Raw genomic sequence first — 19,080 nt, 5'->3', positions numbered from 1 at the left:
ACTCCCTATTTCAATTTTTAATACCAGATTTATTTAAATTCTTTTTCTACTTCATTTCGTTACATAAATAAAAAAAGGAGTGACCACCGTCACTCCTTCATCTCTTACTTATCTTCTGATTCTTCATCATCCTTCTTCATGTTGATGTTTACTTTCACATCAGCTGAAGATGTTGGACGTTCTGGCAATCTGCCATAATCACATAAATGATTGATTTGCTCAGCATCTAACGTTTCTACTTCAAGTAACGTTTTTGCAATAAGATCTAGCTTATCACGATTTTCAGTAAGAATGTCTTTTGCACGAGCATAACATTCTTTCATAATCGTTTGCATTTCCACATCGATGTCGTGTGCAATTGCATCACTGTAGTTTTGTTCTGAATGGAAGTCTCTTCCTAAGAACACTTGACCACCTTGTGAGCTACCAAATTGCATTGGTCCAAGCTTATCACTCATACCAAATTCCGTTACCATACGTCTTGCAATACCAGTCGCACGTTGGAAGTCGTTGTGAGCACCTGTACTCACTTCACCAAATACAATCTCCTCAGCTACTCGACCACCAAGTAAACCAGTAATTTTATCAAGTAACTCTGGCTTTGTCATGAAGTAACGATCTTCTTTCGGAAGCATTACTGCATATCCACCAGCTTGACCACGAGGGACAATTGTTACTTTATGAACGACATCTGCTTCATCAAGAACAACACCAATTACAGTATGGCCTGCTTCATGGAAAGCAACGATATTACGTTCTTTTTCAGAGATAACACGACTTTTCTTAGCCGGACCTGCAATAACACGATCCGTAGCTTCATCAATGTCACTCATATCAATTTTCTTCTTATCTTGACGCGCAGCTACTAACGCAGCTTCGTTTAATAAGTTTTCAAGATCGGCACCAGAGAATCCCGGTGTACGAGTTGCAATTGCTCTTAAGTTGATATTCTCATCAAGCGGTTTATTACGAGCATGTACTTTCAGTACAGCTTCACGGCCATTTACATCTGGACGATCTACTGTAATTTGACGGTCAAAACGACCTGGACGTAATAATGCTGGGTCAAGAATATCAGGACGGTTTGTCGCAGCGATGATAATAATACCTTCGTTTGCACCGAAGCCATCCATTTCAACAAGTAATTGGTTCAACGTTTGCTCGCGCTCATCATGTCCACCACCAAGACCTGCGCCACGTTGACGTCCTACTGCATCAATTTCATCAATGAAAATGATACAAGGAGCATTTTTCTTTGCATTTTCGAATAAATCACGTACACGTGATGCACCGACACCGACGAACATCTCTACGAAGTCAGAACCACTGATAGAGAAGAATGGAACGCCTGCCTCACCTGCAACAGCACGTGCTAATAAAGTTTTACCTGTACCTGGAGGTCCAACTAATAGAACACCCTTAGGAATACGGGCACCAACTTCAGCGAACTTACGAGGATCTTTCAAGAATTCAACTACCTCAACAAGCTCTTGTTTCTCTTCATCCGCCCCAGCAACATCTCTGAAACGAACCTTTTTCTTTTCGTCATTATATAACTTCGCCTTACTTTTCCCGAAGTTCATAACACGGCTACCGCCGCCCTGAGCTTGGTTTAACAAGAAGAAGAATAAAATGAAGATAATAACAAACGGAATGATAGAAGTAAAGAATGTTACCCAAGCACTTGTTTCTTCTGCTGGTTGATACTTAACTTCAGCACCTTGCGCTTTGTCATTAATTTTCTTTTGTAATTCCTCAGTATTTGGTGCATAAGTAACAAATTGTTCTCCTTGGCTAGAGTTGTTAAATTGTCCTTTTACCTCAAACACACCATTTTTCGGTTGAAGTTGCACATTACGAACTTCACCTTTTTCTAGTTTAGTAATGAATTTATCGTAGCTAACTGATGTCGTTTTTTGTGTCGAACCATTAAAATAGCTCACGATTCCAATTACTACTAGGAATATCAGTAAATAAAAGATGGTATTACGGAAGATACGATTCATTCCTAACCTCCTCTCACGGCATAAACACTATAGTAAATCGTAACATAGAAAAACTTTCCTATACAATTGTGACGCCTGTATTTAATTAATTTGAGTAAACGCTTGGTTTTAATACTCCTACATAAGGAAGATTACGGTACTGCTCTTTATAATCTAATCCATACCCTACAACAAATTCATGCGGTACAGTGAACCCAACATAATCCGCTTTCAAATCTACCTTACGGCCTGTTGGTTTATCTAATAACGTAACAATTTTTACAGACTTCGCTTTACGATATTTAAATAGGTCTACTAAGTAGCTTAGCGTAAGACCACTATCAATAATATCTTCAACGATTAAAATATCGCGACCTTCTACAGAAGTATCAAGGTCTTTTAAAATTTTCACTTCGCCTGTTGAAACAGTTGAGTGACCGTAACTAGATACAGCCATAAAATCCATTTCAAGATATGTATCTGTTCTCTTTAATAAATCTGCCATGAATGGCATTGCACCCTTTAGTACACCAATCGCAAGAGGTACTGTATTTTTATAATCCTCTGCAATAATTGCACCTAACTCGAGCACCTTTTCTTGTATTTGTTCTTCAGAAATTAATACTTTTTCGATATCTTGATTCATCATTTCATTATCCTCCCGGAAGACTCCTTGCTTTTGTAGTGAATAATCATATATTTATCTTTCTTTGTTACCTCTTTCGAGATAGCAAATGCAGATCGTTTCAACAAGGGTATCCAAATAATGTTCCCACTTGCATCACAAACGACCGGCCATTCTTCTCTTTTTTCTCTTGGTACTTTCGCTTCGATAAAAATAGCTTTTATCTTTTTGGTGCCATTCATACCTTGTATTGACATGCGATCTCCATTTTCTCTAGAACGAATACGAAGTGGATATGATATATCATTATACTTAGCAACAAAAACTGTTTCATTCATGTTACTTGGCATATTTTCGCTCACCTCTGTTACAAGCTTATCCCCGTTCGATAGCGTAATTGTCCCGGGCACTGATAAATCTTGTAAAAAAGGGGAAACAATTTCTTGTTTAAATCCAAAGCTGCACTCCTCGTATGCGCGAACAATTTTTAAATCACCTGGGAAATCAAGTGAACCCGAAGGTTGTGTCCGCTTAAAAAACTCAATCACTTTGTCAATATGTATAGAGGAAAGAGAAGATGGAATCTTATATTCATAAAGATAGTTTAATATTAGTTGAATCCCTCTTCTTTGTAAAGGCATAGACATGGATTCAAAGGCAGGAATTGATAAGCTAATTTGTTTATCACTTTTTTTTGTAATTACTTTATTCATTTTCTCAAAAGCTAATTCCTGCAAATACGCCTCATCCTCTTGCATCTGCATGCTAAATTTTTGAAACTTCTCATGCACTTGTGGATTTTCTTCTTTCAAATGAGGAAGAACATATTTACGTAATCGATTCCTTGTATATACTTCCTTTTTATTACTTGGATCTATACGAGGAATTATTTTTAACTTATGACAGTAATCAGCAATCTCTTCCTTCGTTACTCCAAGTAACGGCCTAATTAAATACCCATTATGAAAAGGACGCTTCACTGCAATACCTGCATATCCTTTCGGAGTACTCCCTCGTACAAGGCGCATTAAAATCGTCTCTACTTGATCATCACCATGATGTCCAAGGGCTACATACCTCGCATCATATTTCTTCATTATTCTTTCCAAAAATGCATATCTGCATTCTCTAGCAGCAACTTGTGCATTCATCCCGTATTGCTGTTGATATTGCGACACATTAATCCTTATCGTTTCGCAAATAACTCCCAGCCCTTTACAAAGGTCTTGCACAAACTGTAGGTCCTCATGAGATTCATCACCTCGAAACATATGATCCACATGCGCCACTACAATCTCAAACTGTTTTGCTGCTCTTTTTTCTAACAAATAATATAGAAGAGCCACAGAGTCAGGACCACCAGAAACACCTACAACAATTGTTGAGCGTTCCTTTAATACATCATGCTGCTTTACAAAGTCATCTACCTTTTCAACAAATGTATCTTTCAACTTCGTAATCACCTTTCATTAAACAAGAACAGCAACGTTAGTTACCTTGTTTATAATGGTACAACTTTTACAAACATTGTGCAAAAAAAAGATATACAAAAATTACATTTTTATCTTACATCATTCGTACATATTCACAAAAATAATAATATTATCTTTTAAAGCAAAAAACCTAGGCATCCACCTAGGTTTTTAGAAAGAAACATCACACTTCAAGTTTCACTTTATTGCGCTTGCATTCCTACAATTGGAATGGTAGCCCACTTCGGCATATTTTTCTTCACTTTCGCTACTACAATAGTCATATCATCATTTATATAACCATCGCCAGATCGAATCACCTCTTCCATAATGATATCAGCAATTTCTTGCGGATCTTCAGTTTGTAACTCTTTAATTTTCCGCTTCATCCATAATTCGTGATTCTCCACATGCTGCGCGCCCTCAAAAATCCCATCACTCATCATAATAAGAATATCACCTGTTTTTAATTGCTCACCCACTACATCAACTTCAACATCCTCAATAATTCCCATTGGTAAATTACTTGCTTCAATTTTCAAAATATTATTTGCACGTTTAACAAAACTCGGCGTCGATCCAATCTTTAAAAACTTCGCACTCGCATCCCGCAAATCTACCATAGCTAAGTCTAATGTCGTAAACATCTCTTCTGTTGTTCTTAAAGAAAGAATAGAGTTAATAGATTTAATCGCTATCTCCTCATCAATGCCTGACTGAAGTATTTTTTGTAATAATTTCACTGTTTCTTTACTCTCCATATGAGCTCTTTGCCCATTTCCCATGCCATCACTAATTGCAAGGGCATATTTCCCAACACTTAAATCCATCATTGCATAAGAATCACCCGAAACAAACCCACCGCCTTTCGCGGCTGTGGCCAAGCCGGTATCAAGGGAATACGTTTTTGCTGAACCAAATGATATTAAACTGTGGCCGTTCGGATAAGAAGATTTTTCTTCATGTTTCACAACTATGTTTTCCTTCAGGATATCAGAAAGCATTGGTGCAACTAATTTTTCACACTCTCCATGTTCATTAGATGCAACTGGGATCAACATTTCAATATCAATACTTCCTCTATCTAAACAATAAATATCAACATGCTCTATTTCTACACCAAAATCACGAAATGCTTGCAGAATCTGTTCTTCCTGTACTTGATGATTTTCTCTTTCTCTTTGTATCTCCTTGGCAAAATCCTCCATAACTTTTGATACACCTAACAATTGCTCCGCTACTATTCTACGATTTTCTTTCATTTGTTTTCGTAATTTTTGTCCCTCATAGAAGTGATCTAATTCACCTGCTACTAAATCCGTCACTTTCTTTCCTCTCACACAATGCTTGTCCCATTCACGAACTAACTTCCGATTATGCTGCAGAGTTCCTTCTTCCGTTTCGCTCATTATTTGTTTCATATAATCGTACGTTTTATCGAAATTAACTACCCAGCATTGGTCCTTTTTAAAGCATGTTTGACATGTTTTTGCAGTAATTGTACTTAAAAACAAATCTGCCTCCGTCTCTTTATCTTCCTCCTCCACATATCCATATACAGAAAAGCTATTAGATAAAGCAGCAAATACATTGGCAAATTGATTGATTTTATTCGCTGTAACATCACGCATCCTTCTTAAATACTGTTGTTGATCTTGCGAATGCTCATGTGTGCCTGGCATAAATTTAGCAATGCGATCCATAACAAGTTTCGGTGTTAATAAAAAGAAAGCAATCGCCACACCAGATTCAATTAAAGTTGTCACAATGTTTGTTTGCTTGTCTACATATAGCGTAATTAAGCTTGTCCCAATTAATAAACCTAAACTAACACCTAAGCGTTTCCCTTCTTTTAACAAACCACCAAGCAATCCAGAAAAAGCAAGCAGACTAAGTTGAGATAAACTGGAGACATTTGCTAAGCTTAATATTAACCCAGTGACGACCCCTACTGTAGATCCTGTAGCCGCTCCTGCGATAAACGCAAACACAAGCACTAAATACCTAGTAAAAATATGTTGAATAGAAGCGTCATATATGAACCAATCTGTTGTACCAGTTAAAACAGATGCTAGTAATATAATTAAACAAACAATTTCTTCTGTCTCTAACGCTTGTTGTTTCCCTTTTCTTTCTACTAAAAGCGGGACACTTTGTAAAAATATCATAGTTAATACGAAGCTAAGCCCTGCCTCAATCGTACTAACAAGTAAATCGTACATGGTAACAGTTTGTTGCGCAAAATATACGACAACTAAATGTGCAGTTAATGCGGAGATAAATACTTGGAATGGTACAAGTCCAACAGTTTTACGTGTAAACCGACTAAAGAAGATATTATAAATGAAGAAAGTAAAAATAGATGCAAAGGTGAAGAATAAATTATCTATCGAAACTGAAAGTGCGCCCCCCATTAGGGCCAAGAACGCGAGCGGCATTTTATCCCGTTTCATAACATAAACAGCAGCAAAAAACGGCAGTGCAAACGGTAAAATGTTTGTTAATATATATGCTCGTCCCAAAAGAAAACCAATAACAACAATAATAAATCCCCATCTAAAGAAAACTTGCTCAAACTTCATTCGCAACTTACTCGTCCACTTTACTCCTCCAAGCTGACCTTCATTCATTGCCAATGCACTTGTATTCATAGTATTCCTTCCTGCTTTAGGCATATTTTTAACACCACCTGCATAGTTTAATTACTGTCATTATAAAAGATGATTATTGGGATTTTTGTCAAAACAACAGTTTTCACTTTTATAATCGTTCGACTTTTTATTCGAAATAACTCTACATATATACACAGTATGTATTTTATTTTTAATATTTTAATCGAACATTCAGAAAATATAGGGTGATTTTGTAGAAGTGTTGTATGTCTTAATTTATTTAACAAAAAAAGATCATGCGCATTTGCATGATCTTTTTAGATGACCCGTACGGGATTCGAACCCGTGTTACCGCCGTGAAAGGGCGGTGTCTTAACCACTTGACCAACGGGCCGTTAAATTAAATATAGCGGCGGAGGGGATCGAACCCCCGACCTCACGGGTATGAACCGTACGCTCTAGCCAGCTGAGCTACACCGCCATGTCGTCTTATTTAACGGACAATTAGTATCTTACCTCAGATATAATTTAAAGTCAACACATCTTGAAAACTTTTTTAAAAATATATTTTCACATATAAAAAAGCACCCTGAGCAATCGCCCTGGGCACCTCTCTATATTCTAAGAATTAAACGTTCTTATTATCCGCGACGTGCGCCACGGCCACCACGTTTAGATTCAGTGTTACGCTTTAAAGAAGTTAAACGATCTTCGCTATCCTTTAAGAAACGTGCCATCTTTTGCTCGAATGTTTCTTTTGGAGCACGGTCGTTACCGCCACCACGGTTATCTCTGTTGAAAGAACGATTACGTTGTGGACGTCCAGAACGTTGTTGATCACCACCGCGTTGGTATTCACCACGTGGACGATCTCCTTCTGTTTTTTCACGCTCTTTCGCTTTTTTAATAGATAGACCGATCTTACCATCTTTTTCAACGTTAATAACTTTTACTTCTACTTGGTCGCCCACTTTTAAGTGATCGTTAATATCTTTCACATAATTATCAGCAACTTCACTAATATGAACAAGACCCGTTAAGCCTTCTGGCAGCTCCACAAAAGCCCCAAAATTTGTAATACCTGTTACTTTACCCTGTAACTTGCTGCCTACCTCGATTGACATAAAAAAAATGCTCCTCCTTAGTGGTTAAAAAGTCAAATTTTACTTTATTATATATAATCCTAAAATATAGTGTCAATAAGACATACTCTACTTAGAAACAGGAAAAATTATCTCCCCTTTTCCAGAGAAGAAATAATCCCTTCTAGCAATCTTTAATACGTACTCTTCATCATTTAACTTTTGAACTTCGTCTTTTAGACTCTTTTCTTTGTTCGTTAATGAATCCAGTTCTTTTTTCATGTCCTTAACTTTTGCTTCTTTTGCTTTAATGGAACTGTTTTGTTGATAAAACGTTACACTAATGCTCGCAATAATTGTAAAAGCAAAGACAAGAAAAACCGCTAAACGGCGATAAAGTCGCTTCCTGTTCTCATCCGTTTGTATTATATGCTCTTTAACAGGATTTGGACTCTGTTTTTCGATTGTTCTTTGTCTCAGTTCCCTCATTTCCGAGGTCCCCCTAACTTCTTTTTTATACGCTCCCATAATTGGAAGATATGTCCCTTCAATTTTGCTATATATTGCAGGAACCCTACATGCTTCATTATAAAAAGTTTAACACGATTAGGGAGAAGTTTCCATATGAGCGAAGCAATAAATCGAACAGGCCAGAAAAAAACTTTCCATATGAAAAGTAATATCCAAATCACCATTTTCCATAACACATGTCCAATTGAAAGCAGTATACGAAATAAGAATAATATAAATGCAATAAATAGCTGCGCTATAATAATAACAGGTTTTATCATGAGTAGCTGTATAATTTGAACAAAAAAGTGTGTTGTTTGTACAAAAATATATATGAGAAAATTTAACAGTCTCATGTATATTGCTTTCAACATGCTTTGATATGCCGCAAAACCACATAATAATGCTAAAAATACATATATACGTAGTTCAGCTTCATTTACAAGAAGCAATACGTAAAAAACGAATAATGCTTGGACAATCCAAAATAGTATATCATGTATAAATACAAGCCAACGCTTACGTTCTTGACGTTTTAAAAATCGTTGGTATGTATCTAAAGACGCTCCAATCCAAGCACCCATTCCGATCATTGAGAGCATCGTATACAACTGAATTGTTAGACTCATTTAAACAACTTACTAAAGAAGCCTTTAGTTTTCTCCCCTTGATTCTCATCAATATACAGCATCTCATGCACTTTCCCTTTAATCGATACAACACCTTTTTCTACATCTAAATTTTTCATTTGCAAATTTTGACCACGAATTGTTAAAAAGCCCATTACGGTCTCAAGTAAAAACTCTTCGCTATCAAAACTCTCTACCTGCTTTACACCGGTAATATCAATTACACGCCTGCCACGCATAATAATATCATGCTCTACAGAAACATTTTGTTGATTAGAAGACATAGGTGAGTAACCATTATTCACGTAAATCCCCCCATACATTTATACTAGCTAATAGTAATGTATGAAGGGATAATCGATTTTAGAACAAGCCTTCTTCGGCCTTTACTTTTTCTTCACGAACTAAGCTATACATATTTGCTGCATCTTCTTTTTTAGTCGTTTCTTTCAATTCATTTATTTTTACAGTTACTATTTTTTGGCCAAAACGAATTGTTAATTCATCAGCTACTTTCACATCTGAACTCGCTTTTGCCACTTGACCGTTAATGGATATTCTTCCTTGATCAGCTACTTCTTTCGCCAATGTTCTTCTTTTAATTAAACGTGATACTTTTAAAAACTTATCTAGACGCATATTAAATCCCCCTATTAACGCTCTGTTTGTTTTGCCTCTTCCCAGAAAACATCTAACTGCTCTAATGATAAATCTTGCATCTCTTTATTCATTTCAGCTACCTTTGCTTCCATGTATAAAAAACGACTGACGAATTTCTCATTTGTTGAACGTAACGCTTCTTCTGGATCTATTTTATAATGACGAGCTATATTAACAAACGCAAACAGTAAATCGCCAAATTCACTTAACATCTTCGCCTCATCCATGTTTGCGACTTCTTGTTGGAACTCTTGCCATTCTTCTAAGGCTTTCTCTATCATCGGCTGTACATCCACCCAATCGAAACCAACCTTACCAGCTTTTTTCTGGATTTCATAAGCGCGTAGTAACTGCGGCAAACTTTTTGGAACTCCATTTAAAACAGATTCTTTTACAAACCCTTTTTCTTGTTTTTTAATTTCTTCCCAATTGGCAATTACTTCATCGGCATTATTTACATCCGTATTCCCAAATACATGCGGATGACGACGAACCATTTTCTCAGATAAAGTTCGAATAATATCATCTATAGAGAACCAACCTTCGTCCTCTCCGATTTGGGCATGAAGCATAACTTGTAATAATATATCACCCAGTTCTTCTACTAAGTGATCATCATCCTCTTCATCAATTGCTTCTAACACTTCATAAGCTTCCTCAATTAAATACTTCTTTAAAGATTGATGTGTTTGCTTTTTATCCCACGGACAACCATTTGGGCCACGAAGGTCTGCAATAATTTCTCGGAGTACATCAAACTGTTGATACAAGGACGCACGTTCCTGAACTGGTGGTACATATACGCTCGTTAAGTTATTCAACTCCGTTTCATGATCTAACATGTACAACGGCACCTTTTTCACTTGTTCAAATGAAGTCCCTGCAGCTGTTACGATATACACTTCATAATCATCTGGCAGCATCTCCATTAATGTTAATTTCACATCAGATGCAACGAATGCGTCATATACTTGGCAAAAGATTAAGTGTTGACGTAATTCTAATTGTCCTCTTTCAAATGATGTAGCATCAATTAATTGGAACCCTTCAATCGGATCAATCTTAAGACTTGCAAACATAGGATCAAGGAAACTTTGTCCACCTTCAATTCGCACTTCAATATTCGCTACTTCACTTTTTTCCAATAGTAGCTGAACCGTTCTTTCCGCTACAAGAGGATGCCCTGGAACAGCATAGATAATTTCTGCGCCTTCAGCTTGTTCTAGCAATGTATTCGCAATTGTTTCATATACAATTTCAAATGTATCATGTGCTTCATATACATTGTCAAAGGCAGTATATTGTATACCTTCTTTCTCTAACTCTTCTATAACGGGATGTTCCTTCGTTCTAACAAACATGTGATCTGCTTCTTTTATTTTTCGATATACACCCATCGTTAACTGATCTAATTCACCAGCACCTAATCCTAAAATAGTAATGATTCCACTCACAACCTGCCACCTCTATCCACTCTTCTTCAATGAACCTTCTTTTTTCTCTTTTTTCATAACGGTTCCTATTTCCGCTTTTGTAAATACACGTAATTTTAAAATTAAAAACATATATGCCAATCCACCGATGGCTACACCTAACAACGCCTCAAGCGTTGCAACACCTCTATGACTTGTATCCATTACTAATCCAGATATTTGCAATACACGCATAAACATTATTAGTACAAATCCCATACCGATACCACTAATAACTACACCTAACATATTCCGTTTGTCGATAAGCGATTCGGATACAGCTCGCATAAGTAATACACTATTTAGTATAGAAATTACAATTAACGCAACTAGCGTTGCAATTGCAGCTCCCTTCACACTAAAATACGGCATTAATATATAATTTAAAGCTAACTTTAAACAACCGCCCAATATAACGAATATTGCTGGTTTTAATGTTTGTCCTAACCCTTGCAAAATAGAAGCAGTTGTAATCGACAATGAACTAAATAAAATAGATAAAGATAAAATAGATAAAACATCTGACCCATCACTATTTTCAAACAACATAATATTCGTAGGCTGGATAATACAAGTTAATCCAATGGCTGCTGCAAATCCGATAACAAATGTTATTTTCATCGCTAACCTTACTTTTTCTCGAATAAAGGTAAGATCTCCTCTTTCCTTCGCTGCTGTAATAATTGGAATAAGCGACAACGAGAAGGAAGTTGTCACGACAGTACCTAATTGCATAAGCGGGATACTCCTGTCATAAACACCTTTTAACACCTTTGCACTTTCAGCTGGTTCTCCTGCTCCAATAAGTAAAGAATAGAAAGAAATAGAATCAGCCATCTGTATAAAAATAAGCACTAAGTTACTAACACAAATCGCTAACCCCTGCCAAAACAGGATTTTTATAATCTTCTTTTTCCCTTTAATCCTCTTTACACTTTTGAAGAATATAGAACGAAAGTCATGACGCATATAAAGTATAAGTACGATAATCCCAATCAATCCACCTGCGATTGAACCGAGCATAGCACCTGCACCAACTGTATATAAATCAAATTCGTGAGCAATTAGGAATAGAGATAAAAATACAATAATAGAAACACGAATCGTTTGTTCTATTACTTGCGAAACAGCTGTTGGCATCATATTATTGAACCCCTGGAAATATCCTCTTGCTACAGATAAAAACGGCATCAATATGAATGAAAAGGAAATAACGCGTAATAGCTTATCTAAGTGTATATCGCCCATAGCTATCGCAATTGTTTCGGCACCAAAGAACAATGTAAAAAATCCTATGAAACCAATCCCTAATAAAAACCAAAAAGATACACAAATAATTTCTTCTGCTTCTTGTTTTTTCCCTCGCTCTAATCGTTCCGCAACCATTTTTGAAATTATAACGGGGAACCCATAAGTAGCTAAAATTAAACAAAATCCATAAAACGGATAAATTTGTTGGTAAATATAAAAGCCAACGTCACCCGCTATATTTTGATATGGAATACGGTAAAAGGCGCTTAATACCTTTGTAACAAAACTTGCGATTGTTAATATAATAGCCCCACGCCAAAAGGCTTGATACTTCTTCGATTCCATGCAAGAAAACTCCTTTTTCTATTCTCACCCCTCGTATTATATCATAAAGAAAAAGACAAGCTTCCTTACCTACACGAGTAAGAATACATTCGTGCAACGCTAGAAATATTCAATGAAAAAAGGTAGCAAAACGCTACCTTCATTCAATATACATATATCTCCAAATAATTGATTTCTCAAGAAGAAATATCATAATTAGGAAAGATTGCTACTTCTAAAAATTATACACCTTTACTGTTCCATTTGTTTCGCTAAGAAACTGGCAGCAGTATTGACCGCTTTGTGCTCTATTTCGCTTATAATCGCTTCTTTTGAAAAAATAATGACAGCTCCAATCGGGTCTCCATTTGCAACAATCGGTCCAACTGTATAAGAATGAACCTTTTCTGTTACACCATCAATAATGGAAATATCACTTTCGTCCGTCATAATAACTGACTTTCTTTCTTCCATCGTTTTTTCAATTAAATCGCCAACGCTTTTATTTAAGTATTCTTTTTTTGATACACCTGATACTGCGATAATAGAATCTCGATCACATACAAGCACATTATGTCCTAAGCTATCATATAAAGCATCTGCATATTCTTTTGCAAAATCACCTAGCTCGCTAATTGGAGAATATTTCTTTAAAATTACTTCTCCATCGCGATCTACAAATATTTCTAGTGGGTCCCCTTCTCGAATACGTAAAGTTCTACGAATTTCCTTCGGGATTACTACCCTACCTAAATCATCAATTCGACGTACGATTCCAGTTGCTTTCATTCTAATGCTGCCTCACTTTCTACTGATGATCAAAGTGGTGAATTTACCTGTTCATGTAAAAATCACCAACTGTTAGACATAGTATTTTACACATTAGTTCTTCTATGCACGCCGAATTGCATTTTTTTATCTTATATTAGGCATTTATGACTTCTTTTTTTACATCTGGCAAGCCTTTTAATAAATTTTCAGCAATTGTTAACCACTTCGATGTCTCTAAGCCATTTGTTTTCATGACGATTTTCAATTGTGATCCTTCCATTCCTAAACCAATCATACGTCCAAAACTATTTCCGAGCATGAATAATTTTCCGCCATCAATGTTTTGACTCGCTTGTTCTGAGAACAGAATTGTTACTTCAAATTTATTTTGCTTAATTAACTCAATTTGTTCTTTCATTGCCAACACTTTAATATTTGCGATTTGTAATAAGTAACCAACTTCTTGCGGGTAATCACCAAATCTATCTATCATCTCTTCCTGCAACTCTTCGATATCCTCAATTGCAGAAACACCTCTAAACTGTTTATACATCATAATTTTTTGTTTACTATCTGAAATATAAGCATCTGGTAAATATGCATCTACTTCTAAATCAATTTCAACATTAACTGTATTTTCAACTCCGTCTGTTCCTCTACGCTGTTCAATTGCATCTTTTAACATTTGAGAATATAAATCAAAGCCGACAGAATCAATAAATCCATGTTGTTCGGCTCCTAACAAGTTACCAGCACCACGAATTGATAAATCTCGCATCGCAATTTTGAAACCAGATCCAAGCTCTGTGAACTCCTTAATGGCTTGCAGACGCTTCTCCGCAACTTCTGACAACACTTTATCCCGTTTGTATGCAAAGTAAGCATATGCAACACGATTGGAACGTCCAACACGCCCACGAAGCTGATACAACTGCGATAATCCCATACGATCCGCATCAAATACAATTAATGTATTTACATTTGGAATATCTACACCCGTCTCAATAATTGTTGTACTTACAAGAACATCATGCTGTCCTTCTAAGAACGATAGCATAACAGACTCTAATTCACTCTCGTTCATTTTCCCATGTGCATAAGTTACACGCGCATCTGGAACTAACATCGAAATTTCATCTGCTTTTCGTTCAATATCCTCCACACGATTATATAGGAAGTATACTTGCCCACCTCTTGCAAGTTCGCGTTCTATCGCTTCTCGCATTAACGCTGGATTATACTCTACTACATATGTTTGAACTGGGAAACGATTTTCCGGCGGCGTCTCAATAACAGATAAATCACGCACACCAAGCATAGACATATGAAGCGTACGCGGAATTGGGGTTGCCGTTAATGTTAATACGTCAACATTTGCTTTCAATTGTTTAATTTTTTCTTTATGTGTTACACCAAATCTTTGCTCTTCATCAATAATCAAAAGTCCCAAATCTTTATAAGTAACATCTTTAGATAAAATACGATGCGTTCCGATTACAATATCTACTGTGCCATCTTTTAAACCTTTAATTGTTTCATTTTGCTGCTTTCTCGTACGGAATCTACTTAATAATCCTATATTGATTGGATAATCTTGAAAACGCTCTCGAATTGTTTCATAGTGTTGTTGTGCAAGGATTGTTGTCGGCACTAAAATTGCAACTTGTTTTTCATCCATAATTGCTTTAAACGCCGCACGAATAGCTACTTCCGTCTTTCCATATCCTACATCACCACAAAGAAGCCTATCCATCGGACGTCCGCGTTCCATATCCTTTTTAATCTCTTCAATAGAACGTAATTGATCCTCTGTCTCTTGATACGGGAAAGAAGATTCAAATTCTTGTTGTTCTGCCGTATCCGGTGTATATGCATAACCCTTTGAAGCTTCGCGCTCAGCATATAGTTTAATTAGGTCATCCGCAATGTCTTGTACAGATTTTTCAACTTTCGTTTTGACCTTCTTCCAATCATTTCCGCCCAGTTTATAAACTTTCGGATCCTTACCCTCAGATCCTACATATTTTTGCACTTGGTCAATTTGTTCAATTGGAACGTATAACTTATCATTACCTTGATATTTAATATTCAAATAATCTTTATGAACACCGTTAATCTCTAATGTCTCAATACCTAAGAATTTACCTATACCATGATTTACATGAACTACATAATCCCCAACTTTTAATTCCGAATAACTTTTAATACGTTCAGCATTCGATAACTTTTGCTTACGTTGTGATTTTTTAACTTTCTTATGAAAAAGCTCTTTTTCAGTAATGACAACAAGCTTTTGCATCGGCATTTCAAATCCTGCATGTAAATCACCTACAGCAATTTGTAACCTTCCAGGCAATAATATATCTGTGCCCTCTACAATATCTGCCTCAATATCATAATCACTTAAAATATGTTGTAGTTTTTTCACACGTTCATCATCTGTACCTAGCACCACAGTCGTAAAATGCCCTTCGTTCCATCTATCAATTTCAGTTTTCAACAACTGCATCTGCCCATGGAAATCTTGCATTGTTTTACATGTCACATTCACAATATTTTGCGGATGTGTATGTGCTATATGACGTAAGAATAACGTTAAATATACAAAACTTCTTTTTTTATGATGAAGAAATTCTTCAAACGAATGAGAGAAAGATAAATCTTGAATGATTGTTCCCTCACCAAGAAGGGATATATACCATTCCGCCTCTTCTGTTTCAAGATGTGATGCTGTTTCTTGAATACGTGAAATCTCATCTAAAATCACAACACCATCTTCTGGTAAATAATCTATCAGACTAGCAGGTTCGTTATAGAAAATAGATAAATATTTAAACATCTGTTCTATACTTTGCCCGTTTTTTAACATCTCAATTTCATGACTTACCGTCTCAAGCACTGTAGTCTTCAACTTATCATCGGAAAGTTTTTGCATCGTCTTAGTCAGACCTTCTTCAAGATGCTTAATTCCCGATTTCAATTCTTCCTGCGAAAATAAAAACTCTGTTGCTGGACCAAATCTAACACTTTCTTTTTTATCTTGAGAGCGCTGTTCATCCACATCAAATAATCGAATAGAATCAACTTCTGTATCGAAAAATTCAATACGAAATGGTAGCTCTTCAGTTAGTGGATAAATATCTAATATTCCCCCGCGTAAACTAAATTCTCCAGGAGCTTCTACCATAGACTTACGCTCATAGCCGATATGATGTAAAGTATGCAAGAATGTATCTAAATCAATCTCTTGCCCTAGATTGATTTCGATTTGCCTTTGCTTCCACAACTCTTTCATTGGTAAAAACCTGCGTAGCCCTGCAACTGGTGCTACAATAATCCCATGTTCTCCTGCAGCTAAGCGATTTAACACTTCAATACGTTGCGCCTTCAATTCTGGGCTTGCAACACCAAGTTCTGATGCTATCAATTCATTTACTGGATATAGCCATACATCTTTTTCACCAAGTAACGCCACTAAATCTTCATGTACTTTTTGTGCTTGATATAAATTATGCGTCACAATAAGTTGTGATTTTTTTGTTTTTTTATATAAGGCCGCCATTAATAACGAACGAGAAGAGGTTGCCATACCTGATACAAGTTGCTCTTTTAACCCATCTTCTAATCCATTAATGACCGATTGGATCTCTTCATTTTTATAAAATTGCTCTAATAAACCTATCATTTTCAAAACCCCTCTCAACATAAAAGAGCAAGCCACTATATTTTATGCAAATATTTCGGAAAAAGAAAACAGAAAAATGCTTTGGACATGCCAAAGCGACAACATTTTATTGCAGAAATTTTTCATATTCATAATACTCAGGATAAGATGCGAGCGTTTCTTGACACAATTCACAAATCGTTTTTATATATATATTTCCATTCTCATGAAAATGAATCATTTCTACTACTTCTTGCTCTGTTAGTTGAAATAAAACGTCGCTATATACTTTTTCTGCGGTAACGGAGCCTACATTACTCCCGCAATGTCTGCAATAATAATACCCTTCCATACTAGCCTCCTAAAAATCCACTTACTGCTAGTATGGGTAAAAACAAAATAAAATATTCCCAATCGTACCCTTAACTATTGAAAGTATTCATAATTTGAAGAAAAGGTTTATTTAACCATTCTTCACATGCATCTGCTGCTTTTTCAATAGAATGATTTACATCAGGAATCTCTTCTGAAGTAAAACGTCCTAATACGTAATCTACTACCTTCATTCCATTTTTCGGACGATCGATTCCCATGCGGATACGTTGAAACTCTTGTGTTCCTAAATGTGAAATTGTTGATTTCACACCATTATGTCCACCCGCACTGCCTTTCATACGAAGGCGTAATTTACCTACAGGGATGTCTAAATCATCGTACAGAACAACGAAGTCCTCTACATCAATTTTATAGTAATCCATTAGCGGACGAATACTTTCCCCAGATAAATTCATATATGTAAGTGGCTTTAATAAGATTACTTTTTCTCCATTAACAAATCCTGCACCAAATACTCCTTTAAACTTTTGTTCGTTCAAAGAAATATTCCAACGCTTTGCAAGTTCATCAATCGCCATAAATCCAATATTATGCCTTGTTAATTCATATTCTCTACCCGGGTTCCCAAGTCCTACTATCAATTTCATTCTTGTACCACTACTTTCTTTTTTCGATACGAAAAGACGTAACCAATCTTGGTTACGTCTCATTCTATCCAATTAATTGAATAATACACTTACAGATTCTTCTTCATATACACGAATGATTGCTTCTCCGATTAGTGGAGCAACTGAAAGTTCATGTACTTTGTCGATTTTCTTCTCTTCTGGTAATACGATAGAGTTCGTTACAACTAACTCTTTAATATTTGAGTTTTGGATACGCTCAATTGCTGGACCAGATAATACTGGGTGTGTACAGCAAGCATATACTTCAGAAGCACCGTTCTCAACAAGAGCGTTTGCTGCTAATGTAATTGTACCAGCTGTATCAATGATGTCATCAATTAAAATTGCTGTTTTACCTTCAATATTACCGATAATGTTCATTACCTCAGATACGTTCGGACGAGGACGACGCTTATCAATAATAGCGATTGGTGCTTTTAGGCGATCTGCCATTTTTCTAGCACGAGTTACTCCACCGTGGTCAGGTGACACGATTACGATATCTTTAAGACCTTTTGTTTCAAAGTAATCTGAAAGAATCGGTACACCCATTAGGTGGTCGATTGGGATATCAAAGAACCCTTGAATTTGTGGAGCATGTAAATCTAGAGTGATTACACGAGTTGCACCTGCTGTTTCAAGCAAGTTTGCTACAAGTTTCGATGTAATTGGTTCACGAGAACGCGCTTTACGGTCTTGACGCGCATAACCATAGTAAGGAATAACAATATTAATTGTTTTTGCAGATGCACGCTTTAATGCATCGATCATAATAAGTAATTCCATGATATGTTCGTTTACTGGGAAGCTTGTAGATTGAATAATGAATACATCGCAACCACGGATACTTTCTTCAATGTTAATTTGAACTTCTCCATCACTAAAACGATCAACAGAACATTTTCCTAGTCCTACTCCAATGTGCTTTGCAATTTGCTCAGCAAGTTCCTTATTAGAGTTTAAAGAGAATACTTTCAAATTAGAATTTAGATATTGAGTCGACATCTAGATTAACCCTC

Annotated in this window: 16 protein-coding genes and 2 tRNA genes; all 18 read right to left on the bottom strand. The window is 36.2% G+C overall.

The window, feature by feature from the left end; translation table 11 throughout:
• Nucleotides 1-104 precede the first annotated feature (104 nt).
• Entirely contained in the window at nt 105-2,006 is a 1,902-nt protein-coding gene (gene ftsH, locus AC0NJG_RS27405) for an ATP-dependent zinc metalloprotease FtsH (RefSeq protein ID WP_001079658.1), read from the bottom strand.
• Between the two features lie 85 nt (nt 2,007-2,091).
• Nucleotides 2,092-2,634 (bottom strand): hypoxanthine phosphoribosyltransferase, encoded by a 543-nt coding sequence (gene hpt, locus AC0NJG_RS27400; RefSeq protein ID WP_000981838.1) that lies wholly within the window; start codon nt 2,632-2,634, stop codon nt 2,092-2,094.
• On the bottom strand, nt 2,631-4,061 hold the full coding sequence (gene tilS / locus AC0NJG_RS27395) for a tRNA lysidine(34) synthetase TilS (RefSeq protein ID WP_087951386.1): 1,431 nt from the start codon (nt 4,059-4,061) through the stop codon (nt 2,631-2,633). The genes hpt and tilS overlap by 4 nt, the downstream gene beginning before the upstream one ends.
• A 224-nt stretch (nt 4,062-4,285) precedes the next feature.
• Nucleotides 4,286-6,757, bottom strand: a complete 2,472-nt coding sequence (gene spoIIE / locus AC0NJG_RS27390) for a stage II sporulation protein E (RefSeq protein ID WP_062821996.1) — start codon at nt 6,755-6,757, stop codon at nt 4,286-4,288.
• A gap of 259 nt (nt 6,758-7,016) precedes the next feature.
• Nucleotides 7,017-7,088, bottom strand: a tRNA-Glu gene (locus AC0NJG_RS27385).
• Between the two features lie 13 nt (nt 7,089-7,101).
• A tRNA-Met gene (locus AC0NJG_RS27380) sits at nt 7,102-7,175 on the bottom strand.
• 160 nt (nt 7,176-7,335) lie between these two features.
• Nucleotides 7,336-7,818: a S1 domain-containing RNA-binding protein gene (locus tag AC0NJG_RS27375; RefSeq protein WP_000021452.1), complete on the bottom strand. Its 483-nt coding sequence runs from the start codon at nt 7,816-7,818 to the stop codon at nt 7,336-7,338.
• 87 nt (nt 7,819-7,905) lie between these two features.
• Nucleotides 7,906-8,265 carry a cell division protein DivIC gene (gene divIC / locus AC0NJG_RS27370; protein ID WP_001208736.1) on the bottom strand — a complete coding sequence of 120 codons (360 nt, stop codon included), beginning with the start codon at nt 8,263-8,265 and terminating at the stop codon, nt 7,906-7,908.
• Nucleotides 8,262-8,915: a spore cortex biosynthesis protein YabQ gene (gene yabQ / locus AC0NJG_RS27365; RefSeq protein WP_000059775.1), complete on the bottom strand. Its 654-nt coding sequence runs from the start codon at nt 8,913-8,915 to the stop codon at nt 8,262-8,264. The genes divIC and yabQ overlap by 4 nt, the downstream gene beginning before the upstream one ends.
• Entirely contained in the window at nt 8,912-9,220 is a 309-nt protein-coding gene (gene yabP, locus AC0NJG_RS27360; protein WP_001059101.1) for a sporulation protein YabP, read from the bottom strand. The genes yabQ and yabP overlap by 4 nt, the downstream gene beginning before the upstream one ends.
• Nucleotides 9,221-9,278: 58 nt before the next feature.
• Nucleotides 9,279-9,554, bottom strand: a complete 276-nt coding sequence (locus AC0NJG_RS27355; RefSeq protein ID WP_001234876.1) for an RNA-binding S4 domain-containing protein — start codon at nt 9,552-9,554, stop codon at nt 9,279-9,281.
• Nucleotides 9,555-9,568: 14 nt separating this feature from the next.
• Complete coding sequence (gene yabN / locus AC0NJG_RS27350) at nt 9,569-11,029, bottom strand: bifunctional methyltransferase/pyrophosphohydrolase YabN (RefSeq protein ID WP_087951387.1); 1,461 nt, start codon at nt 11,027-11,029, stop codon at nt 9,569-9,571.
• Nucleotides 11,030-11,041: 12 nt separating this feature from the next.
• Nucleotides 11,042-12,643, bottom strand: a complete 1,602-nt coding sequence (locus tag AC0NJG_RS27345) for a putative polysaccharide biosynthesis protein (protein ID WP_087951388.1) — start codon at nt 12,641-12,643, stop codon at nt 11,042-11,044.
• 231 nt (nt 12,644-12,874) lie between these two features.
• Complete coding sequence (gene spoVT / locus AC0NJG_RS27340; protein ID WP_000648302.1) at nt 12,875-13,411, bottom strand: stage V sporulation protein T; 537 nt, start codon at nt 13,409-13,411, stop codon at nt 12,875-12,877.
• 136 nt (nt 13,412-13,547) lie between these two features.
• The gene (gene mfd / locus AC0NJG_RS27335) at nt 13,548-17,078 is read right to left on the bottom strand and encodes a transcription-repair coupling factor (RefSeq protein ID WP_000579710.1); all 3,531 of its coding nucleotides are present in this window, start codon (nt 17,076-17,078) and stop codon (nt 13,548-13,550) included.
• A 106-nt stretch (nt 17,079-17,184) separates the two neighbouring features.
• On the bottom strand, nt 17,185-17,409 hold the full coding sequence (locus tag AC0NJG_RS27330) for an anti-sigma-F factor Fin (protein ID WP_000399440.1): 225 nt from the start codon (nt 17,407-17,409) through the stop codon (nt 17,185-17,187).
• A gap of 70 nt (nt 17,410-17,479) precedes the next feature.
• The gene (gene pth, locus AC0NJG_RS27325) at nt 17,480-18,040 is read right to left on the bottom strand and encodes an aminoacyl-tRNA hydrolase (protein WP_001979768.1); all 561 of its coding nucleotides are present in this window, start codon (nt 18,038-18,040) and stop codon (nt 17,480-17,482) included.
• A 72-nt stretch (nt 18,041-18,112) separates the two neighbouring features.
• Complete coding sequence (locus AC0NJG_RS27320; protein ID WP_000107420.1) at nt 18,113-19,066, bottom strand: ribose-phosphate diphosphokinase; 954 nt, start codon at nt 19,064-19,066, stop codon at nt 18,113-18,115.
• Nucleotides 19,067-19,080: the final 14 nt, after the last annotated feature.

This window comes from Bacillus sp. SSR7, from assembly GCF_055902415.1.
The sequence above is the reverse complement of the archived record's forward strand: the minus strand, read 5'-3'. Positions and strand labels throughout refer to the sequence as shown.